This is a genomic window from Providencia sp. PROV205, assembly GCF_028479505.1.
Lineage (GTDB): Bacteria > Pseudomonadota > Gammaproteobacteria > Enterobacterales > Enterobacteriaceae > Providencia > Providencia huaxiensis.
In genome coordinates, this window is record NZ_JAMPNU010000013.1 from 200,294 (window position 1) to 210,043 (window position 9,750).

Below are 9,750 nucleotides of genomic sequence, written 5' to 3' on the forward strand. Positions count from 1 at the left end.
TCCGGAGTTTTATCATGAGTTTATTAGCTTCGCGTTTTGGCTCTGCTAACAGTATTCGCCGTGACCGTCCACTCACCATCGAAGAGTTATTCCATACTGTACCGAGTGTATTTTCTGAAGAGAAGCACGATTCCCGCAGTGAACGCTATACCTACATCCCAACCATTACCTTGTTAGATAGCCTGCAAAAAGAAGGCTTCTATCCGTTCTTTGCTTGTCAGACTCGTGTGCGTGATGCGAGTCGTCGAGAGCACACCAAGCACATGTTACGGCTTCGACGTCATGACCAAATTACTGGTGTACAAGTCCCTGAAATTATTCTCTTAAATAGCCATGATGGCTCAAGCAGCTATCAGATGTTGCCGGGACTCTTTAGAGCAGTGTGTTCTAACGGTTTGGTGTGCGGTGACGTCTTAGGTGAAATGCGTATTCCCCATAAGGGTAACGTGGTGGAGAAAGTTATTGAAGGGGCATATGAGGTACTGGAAATTTTTGACTCGGTAGCTGAAAAGCGTGAACAAATGCAATCTCTTATGTTACCGCCACCAGCACAACAAGCCTTGGCACAGGCGGCTTTGACGTATCGCTTTGGTGAGGAACATCAACCTATTACTGAAGAACAGGTATTACAGCCTCGCCGCTGGGAGGATAAGAAAGATGATCTTTGGACGGTATACCAACGTTTGCAGGAAAATTTAATTAAAGGAGGGTTATCAGGTAGGAACGCTAAAGGCAAGCGAGCTCGCACACGTTCGGTGAATGGTATTGATGGGGATATTAAATTGAATAAGGCATTGTGGGTGATGACTGAAAAGATGTATGAGTGTTTTGATTAGTAGCAATCTGTATTAGAATCATTCAACACCGTCGTATGTTTCACTAATAACCCTATAAATCTCAATCAGAAGACTATCCTAAGAGAAACTCAACGGAACTAAAATAGTTTTATCGTTCAGTTCAGTGACCGCATAAGCGGTCACATTTAATAAAAAATATACCAATTATTAATAAAACCACTTTTAATCCTAACAAATCAGAAGGATAAATATCTACTTATTCGCCAATAGATTTTTTTAAAACATCTGCTATGAACTTGTATCTACCATCTAGATCATTTATACGAAAACTATTTTCGTATACCTGATCAACATGTTCACTAGTTATATGGTCTACTTGAACTGTATTGTGTAGCAACTCTCGAGAAAAGTCCCTTGCAGGCTCAGCCACTCTTAAGCGATCTCTATTTACAAGATCATAAACTCGATCTTTTTGAGAATGCATTAGCTCACCAAGAATTTTTAACTGCTTAATTTCAGAGCTGTTCATTTATCAACCTCCAAAACAATATATAGCTTAATAATTATAGCACGCTTTCAAAGACAAACATTCCCTGAATAGTGTAAAGATACTCTGGAGTGACGCCGTCCATCAGCAGTCCATTGTGTCACTTTTTTCTTTTCAAGGGTTAAAATCATTGCATTTGTATCATTATCAAGACTTAGTTCACGATAAGTACCGGGCTCACTCCAGAATGCAATCGTTCTGCTAGGTGGAAACCCTGTCCCATCTGCTCTCAACGTCATGCCAAGTGGAGTAATTGTTAATACTCCAGAACCTGGATCCTCAGATAAAAAACTAGCATAGCGGCCAGGCCATCGATTCTTGAGCTGTGCACCATCCAAAAGCAAGGCTACGATAAGTGAAGGTCCTAGAGCTCTAACTGAGGGCGCAACTGGATCTTGTCTAGCTAAATCTTCACATATAAGAGGAATAATTTGTATTGATTGCATATGGCAACGATAATTAATCAAACTACGCTCACTAACCTCTATATATTCCCACCATTTCCTTGATGGAGACAAATAACTGCCAAGCTTATAGTTAAAAATTTGAGGCCTATCAAGATACCAACGATGATGTTTATTTTGAGTTAGAATATTTGGAATTCCAAAATCATCCTCTTTGTCCTTCAAATCTGGTGGAACAAACATTTTCAACTGATTACGACTATAGCCTGTCTTTTTCGTTTCATAGGTTCCCGTGATAAAAGCTGGGCATTGATATTTCATATTTTTACTATCTTCAAAAAGTAATTTTGCGAGAGAGGTTGCATCCTCCTGCTCAAGTGCACACTCAGGTAAAACGAGTAGATCTATATGCCCAATAAGATCTGTGGCCCTTCTTACATAATCCACAATATCATTTAACTGTATTGGATTAGATGGTTGATATGAAAAAAAACCAAAATCATTCTCCATTTCAAGCATACGTTGATCTTTTAAAGGTTGAAAAGATACCATGTCAATTTTAAGTGGCCATGGTAAAATTAATAAATTCATCACCTCATCAGATTTTTCGCCACTCCTTTCAACTGTTTTTAATGTTATCTCAGGCTTAATTAAGGCAATAAAATGCGACATACTATTTAAGGAAACACCACTCTGACACACCGTGCTTTTTTGGTGTACAGAACCGAAGTGTCGATCAGTGAACGATAGCTGATATTCAGCGGGTTGATAAATTAATGATAATTGTCTCAAAACCTCATTGGCAAGGCAATCAGGAGATGCATCTTGAAAATTTTTAGAGTTAAATGACTCATCAGAAGCCATAGTTAGCATCAAAACACCATGTATAAATTGACTATCGGTTAGTAAAACTGTTATATCCTTATTTAGGTATTCATATTTAAATACGTTCTGTAATGACTGTAGAATAAAATCGTAACTATCAGAAACTACTTTCTCTGGGGGACTAAAAAGAACATTTTTCCAGTGTTCAGCAATTTTTATTACAGTTTTTACATCTTCTCGTTTCCAATTAATATCATCTTCACCAGAAATCAAAAGTCTATACCCTCCTCTTTTATCTAGAAAGGTAGCTAATACAGCAAAAATATTAGGAGGCCAAAGCATCAAATCGGTAATATGTTCTGGTCGTCTATATATTTTAATAAAATCATCCTTTGTCAGATCATTTTTTTTATCTGAGTGCGAGAACTCCCTTAATTTAGTGTTGCTGCTTGTTACTTTCTCTATATCACTTAAATAATAATCAAACGCATCATAAATAAAACCTCTAAAACTACTCATCTTAATTTAAGATCCTTTTTTATTATAGCCATATAAAATAATTCATCTACAATACCCTATGTAATATTAGCAACTCAATTACTATTTTAAATCTAGTTTTTTCTCAACATATCTATATCTGGCCCAAAGACTACAGTTCTAGGAACCAAAATGATTTCAGTCATAATGTTACTGAATTATCAACCTAATACACTCCAGTTTACCTAAAATAAATGTTATAATAACCATACTATTTTCTGGCTGAAAATGTATGTAACACCTATTAATTAATGAAGACTAACTTTTACTATGATTTCAAAATATTATATTGAGCGAACCTTTACTATTGGTCAAAAACACTATTCTGAAGCAGAATTGTTAGCTACATTTAAGTACATCGTGATTTTAGCAGAACCGGGGGCTGGAAAAACAGAATTGATGAACAGTTTAGCCCAAAAGCTAAACATCAAATCACTCAAAGCTAGTGTATTTGCCTATATGGGAGCTAACATTGACAATACACCTCTTGTCATCGATGCCGTCGATGAAATTGCAGCTATTGATCAATCAGGACTTCATAAATTACTTGCAACTGCAAAAAAGTCGAGTCCTACCTCACTAATTCTATCTAGCAGGTCCAGTGAATGGGCGCAATCATCTTCGATACTTTTCGAACAATTTATCGGAAATCCAGTAACCATTGTTAAATTAGATGAATTTACCATAAATGAACAACGAGCTATCTTTGAGCACTATGCTTTAGGAGAAAATTTTTCTGAATTCCAAACTGAAGTAGCTAGGTTTAATTTAGAAATGTTGTTACCAAACCCGCAGTTCCTAAAAATGTTTGCCGACGCGTATCTAGAAAGTAATGGGTATTTCACTGATAAGCGTTCCATCTTTTCTTTAGCCGTTGAGCGATTAGCTAAAGAAACAAACAGCAGCATCCCCAAAGCACCATCAGCTCTATCCAATAATAAGAAGATCTCTCTATCTTCCGAAGTATTCGCAAAGTTACTCCTTTCAGGAGCGGAAGGAATTAATACAACAGAAGCAACTGAAACTCGGATGTATCCGATTTTGTCTTCACTATTTGATAGTGAAATTATGTGTTCTGATATATTGTCTACCAGACTTTTTAGGCCTGCTGACAATGAAGATAAGCACCATCCTGTCCATAAAATTGTAGCCGAATACTGTGCCGCTGAATACCTCGTGAATCGAATCACAAGTAATGAAGATTCGCTATCCTTAGTAAAATGTCTACCTATAATTGCACCTAACAATACGCCAAGAGATGAGTTAAGAGGTCTACTTGGCTGGATGGCTTCGCTGGGTAATAAAACAATTCAAGAATCAATAATCAATGTTGACGCCTATGCAGTATTAGCTAATGGTGACCCATCCCAACTAGAACCCTCATCAAAAAGATTACTTATAAACAAGCTAATAGAAATTGAAGCGACAGACCCTTATTTCCGACGGGGAGATTTTTGGCGTAGATTTAGCGTATCCGGTTTTTTTACACAAGATGTTTTAAATGAATTAAAGCAAATAATAATGAATGGGAATACTGGTCATTTACGAGGGTTAATACTGGAATTACTAGTTGACTCTCCGGTGCTTAATTTGCTGATCACTGAGTTGAGTAAACTAGTCTTAGACCCTAATGAGTCAGAGAATATTAGAACCCTTTCTAGTCGTTGTTTGTTAAACGTCCCGACATATCACCATAGCAGCCTTCTTCCTACTCTAATATCTGAAGCTACCAGTACCTCACTATATATCGCAGCCGAAACGATTGAGGCTATAGGCCTAGATCAATTTACTCATAAAGATATTGCGAAATTTTTACTCACTTGTACACACCTATATCCAGGACATAAAGAAAGACACGAAATAGTCATTGGTTCTCGTTATTTCATTAAGAAACTAATAGCTCATTTCCCACTGAAATTATTAGAACCACTTCTTGATGAACTTACATATAGTTTAAGCTGCCAATGTAATAAAGAATCGTATGAATGTGATTGCCGTAATGGTATAAGTAAAATTGTTGGTTCAATACTTGACCGCTACTTTGAACTTGCATCACCACCTTTTGAACCTAAACAGGTTTGGCAATGGATATGTAATCTTAATTTTCATAATCAAGTAAAAGCAGACCAAAGCAAAACTGTTGAAGTACTACAGAATAACAATGTACTTAGACAAGGAATTATATCACACGTATTTGGTTCATTAACAAATAAAGAAATAATTTATGATCTAAAAAGTGATAAATTCTCTGGTAGTTTTCAATCTCATTCAGGGTTAAACCTGACTATAAACGATTATAGTTTTCTTCTTAATTTAGCTTTTAATAACGAAAATGTGAACCTATGGTCTTGTTTTCTTATTCGCCCTAATTATTATCATCCACAGGAACAAACATGGATATATGACCTAAGAAAATTAATGCGCCAACATGCAAACTCCAATATATTTTTTATGAAAGAGTGGGCTCGCTTTAATAAAGCCATAAAACTTTCTAATTCTGAATATAAACCACGCTATTTCAAGCGAAATAATAGAATTAAACGTTACAATAAAAAACAAAAAAAAATTAATGAAAAAAATAAAAATTTTCTTAACGAAAATAGAGAACTTATAGAAAGCGGCCGTCACTGGGGATATCTTGACCATTTTGCTAACCTTCTCCTTTTCAGACCAGATACAATAAAAGCAAAGTTTGAAGATGAAAAATTAGTCAAAAATGCATTAAAAAACTGCTTGGACTTCATTGCACCAAACGTACCAAACCTCAGTGAATTAGCTAACTTAAGGTGTGAGTCTAAACATAAGCAATCCGAAAGAATTTTATATGCCGCATGCCTAGAAATTCTACGTAACAATGGAAACTTAGAAGGTGTATCTAAACCTCTTCTTGAAGCATTGCGAACAAGTTTTATTCTAGGATACCAAGCAGTTTCAGAAGATGAATGTAAGACTCTACAATTTGAAGTTGATCGCCTATTGTTTAGTGATAAGTCCTATGCAGAACTGTATCTTAGGCAATACCTAGAGCCTCAATTAGCCCAACCATGCCCACATCCAGAAATTTGGTTATTAGCTTCTGATACAACTTTTAATCATCTACGGGAAAAATTATCGATAGAATGGTTAGATAAATACCCTAATTTATCTATCGATTCGTTAAATACTCTTTTTGAAATTGCGGTAAACAATGGGTGCAGAGATAGCTTGAACAAAATCATTAAAGAACGTTGTTCTGCTCTTTTATATGAAAATATTAATCAATATGAAGAAGATGAAAATACGGCAAGAAAAAAAATATTTTGGCTCATTCGTGGTTTCTTTTTTTTAGACGACATAACTAATGAACATTGGGACATTCTAAAATCCCCAAAAGATAATTTACTTCTTTTTGAGCAAATTTCTGGGGACTTAAGTAATTATGATGATCAATCTTGGCCCAAACTTACCTCTATAAAAATTGAAATGATCTTAGATGCCTTTTTTGATAAATGGCCTGCAATGAAATTACCTAATAGTTGGGGAAGTAATAGCCCCAATGAAGAAAAAGGTTATAGATTCCTAACTGGATTAATATTCAAAATAAGCTCAGATGATGCTGTTGAATCTTTAGATGTACTGAAGCGCCTTATGAGTGATCTTCGGTTTAATTCAATGAATAAAGAACTACAAAGTATATATGCCAGCCAAATTAGAAAATTTGCTCTCCAAGATTTTGCACCACCAACACCCCTAGAAATTGTTAAATTATTAGATCATGGTACGATTATTACAGTTGAAGGGTTACGTGAACTCATTATTCAGGAACTATATGAATTCCAAAAATCAATACATGGAGGGGAATTTAACCCAGTAGATCGTTTTTATGAAAAAGATGAACGATTAGATGAAGTTAGGTCTACACAAATAATCGCTGAGCGACTAAGTTTAAGACTTGAATCTCAAGGTATAACTATAACACCAGAGCACCAATTAAAAGATCAAAATAGAAGCGATTTTACTGCATCCAAAGTTATTAATGGTAAACGACGCCTACTCGTAACTGAAGTAAAAGGGCAATGGCACAGAGAACTCTATGACGCAGCTTCATCTCAGCTATATGAGCGTTATTCGATTCATCCTGATGCTGAGCAGCAAGGTATATTCCTTGTCATATGGTTTGGTGAAATGGAAAGTGTTGCTGGTAGGAAAAAACATGGTTTGAAATCTGCCCAAGAGCTTAAAAATAGTATTGAAGCAAAGCTCCCTGCTGAACTGCGAAAATTTATAGATATTTTTGTTCTAGATGTATCTAGGAAATAAGCCACTAACTATAAATCCATCATTTTTAATTACACTACTGGCTGGAAACATTAATAAAAATCATTCTCGTGATGTTCAATACACTGAGGTAAAATAATAATTTATGAAGTACAGCTTCTCACTCAAATACTAAATGTTGGGCGTAAACTAGGATATCCCTCTGACTCTACTTGTATAGCTAGGTCTGATGTCGTTATTCTACGCAAGGTAGATGCTGCAACAAACTGAACGCCTAATGCCAATCGCACAACCTGAAGACGTTTAAGCCCCACAGGCTTATAGCGGCTAGCTACATAATGAGGCATATTATCAATCACGGCTTTAATTTGTTTATCATCACGATGGGGTAATTTCTCCATCATAGCCTGTGACAAATATGTAAGGTTATGGCCATTCTTACCTTTCAAAACGTTTAAATCAACACCACTCCATACCAACGCCGCTTTAATGGAAAGCTCTGCTACCATGCAAATGGGCTGGATAACTGAATCATGACTAAAGCTATTAGGCAGTGTATTTGCTATGTCTTCAAGATTAGAGCGAGACATTTTCCAGAGTGTTAATGCTTCTGAGGCACACACTTCTGAGGCATATGCCTCTATTTCATTCAAACCCATAGTAAAATCATGAAGATCAGCAGTAGCAAAAGACACTTCTGCTGCAATTTCTCTATCTTCTCGACACCACTCCCAGCACTCTTGATTACTTGAAAAACCTGCCACTTGCCAAATCTCTAGCACGTTATCTCCGAATAAGACAGGAAATATCATTTTTCTAACTTGATCCATGGATGCAATCATACCTATTCCTGCTCCAGGCCAGCTTGTTTCAACTTCAGGCACCATAACAGTATATGCATCTACGATTCTTTGAATCTCTGGATTACTAAAAAAACCAAGCCTAAAATCTGTTCCTAGTATATCCATTGCTGCTGCTAACGGACGTTGATGAACGTGCATCCCATCCTCAGCATATTTTTTATCCAATCTGCGCAGATCATCAAGTGTCCACTGGCTCATACCTATTTCCTTTCATCTTTTGCTAAAATCTTGTATAAAGATGTTATAAAATAACAAAATAAACATTACTTAGTACAAACGAGTATATGTGACACTTAACTTTAAACACCATATTCGCCCTTTACAAGATTACCAACAACAAAAGAAAAATAATAATTTCTACATCAACTGATAAAATACCAAACTATAGTAAATAAGTGCCCCACTAACTCCTATGCACAAAAAACAATCAAAATATTTTTAGGCACCTTAATAGGCACTTTTGAAAAGTTGAATTGAACATTAGCACTATAAAATCACTTAGTTAAGCGACGAATTCAGACTCCGCCAGCCCACCAAATTATCTTCTAAGGACGTCCAAAGAAGACTGAAAAGCCCGCTAACTCAATGAGTTGCGGGCTTTTTTATGTCCTGCGCAGTCTGATGTCACCTAATTAAATCCAATCATCTTAGGCACCTTGATAGGCACCTCGTAACCTTTGTAGTTTTTGAGGTGCCTAAAAACAATGGAACATCAAAAATGGCAAGACAAACCAAACCATTATCCGCAAAAGAGATCGATGCAGCAAAGCCAAAACAGAGTGATTATGTCCTCTATGATGGCGGCGGACTTCTTTACCTCCTAAAAGAGCATGCTGGAGTATCAGCACGTATCAATCCCAACTTTTAATTACCGTTCCAGACTTGGGCTAATGCTTGTAGCGAATGTTCACGAATAGAAATTCAGCACGAGCTTTTTAGTCGAGTAATTCAAGTATTTTAACAGCCATAATTAAATCTCAACGCCACAAGAGATTTAATTATGGCTAAGCTACAAAATGTAGAACTACTTTTATGTTGTATAAACCTTGATGCGTGTATCTACCCGCTTGAAAACATTAACACCTTCAGATGATTGTTGCTCATCTTGAGTGAAAATACCAAGAAATCGATATAGTGTCCGGTTCAGCTCATCACGAGAGTGAGCCATTACGATACGATAACGCCACGTTTCCCTATAGTTGCGTGTTGGATTAAGACTTTTTTCCGTTATCAGGTCACCATCAGTGGAAAGTGAATTGTCCCACTCCCCCGCCTTATACAACCGTGGAAACCAAACCATTACATCTCCGTCCAAACCGATTGCTTTTACAACAGTCTCAGGTACCCGCCAGCTACCTGATTGGTGGTGTCCTTTATCCCCATAACCAAAGCACTGCAAAGCATCCTTGTGATATCGGAATACTGCGTAAGGACCCACTTCAATAACGCCTTCGTCAATATGCTTTTGAGAGGTATAACGGCTGTCATAGTCCCAAGGACGAAATAAGCCTTGGGCTTCT

The 9,750-nt window shown here is 36.6% G+C and carries 5 protein-coding genes and 2 pseudogenes; 3 read left to right on the forward strand and 4 right to left on the reverse strand.

Annotation, left to right across the window (positions count from 1 at the left end; translation table 11 throughout):
- Positions 1 to 14: 14 nt before the first annotated feature.
- Positions 15 to 836, forward strand: coding sequence for a DUF932 domain-containing protein (locus PR800_RS09910; protein ID WP_272530719.1), 822 nt, complete (start codon positions 15 to 17; stop codon positions 834 to 836).
- A gap of 217 nt (positions 837 to 1,053) precedes the next feature.
- Here the strand turns inward: PR800_RS09910 and PR800_RS09915 are convergent, their stop codons facing one another.
- Complete coding sequence (locus PR800_RS09915) at positions 1,054 to 1,326, reverse strand: hypothetical protein (RefSeq protein WP_272530721.1); 273 nt, start codon at positions 1,324 to 1,326, stop codon at positions 1,054 to 1,056.
- Positions 1,327 to 1,373: 47 nt separating this feature from the next.
- The gene (locus tag PR800_RS09920; protein ID WP_272530722.1) at positions 1,374 to 3,092 is read right to left on the reverse strand and encodes a hypothetical protein; all 1,719 of its coding nucleotides are present in this window, start codon (positions 3,090 to 3,092) and stop codon (positions 1,374 to 1,376) included.
- A gap of 288 nt (positions 3,093 to 3,380) precedes the next feature.
- On the opposite strand from PR800_RS09920, the gene PR800_RS09925 reads away from it, so the two are divergent.
- Positions 3,381 to 7,409 (forward strand): NACHT domain-containing protein, encoded by a 4,029-nt coding sequence (locus PR800_RS09925; protein ID WP_272530723.1) that lies wholly within the window; start codon positions 3,381 to 3,383, stop codon positions 7,407 to 7,409.
- A gap of 122 nt (positions 7,410 to 7,531) precedes the next feature.
- Here the strand turns inward: PR800_RS09925 and PR800_RS09930 are convergent, their stop codons facing one another.
- Positions 7,532 to 8,428, reverse strand: a complete 897-nt coding sequence (locus PR800_RS09930) for a hypothetical protein (RefSeq protein WP_272530724.1) — start codon at positions 8,426 to 8,428, stop codon at positions 7,532 to 7,534.
- 520 nt (positions 8,429 to 8,948) lie between these two features.
- Here PR800_RS09930 and PR800_RS09935 point away from each other — a divergent pair.
- A pseudogene (locus PR800_RS09935) lies at positions 8,949 to 9,056 on the forward strand (integrase arm-type DNA-binding domain-containing protein); the annotation flags it as partial.
- A 204-nt stretch (positions 9,057 to 9,260) separates the two neighbouring features.
- On the opposite strand, the pseudogene PR800_RS09940 reads toward PR800_RS09935, so the two are convergent.
- Positions 9,261 to 9,750 (reverse strand): annotated as a pseudogene (locus PR800_RS09940) (AbaSI family restriction endonuclease); the annotation flags it as partial.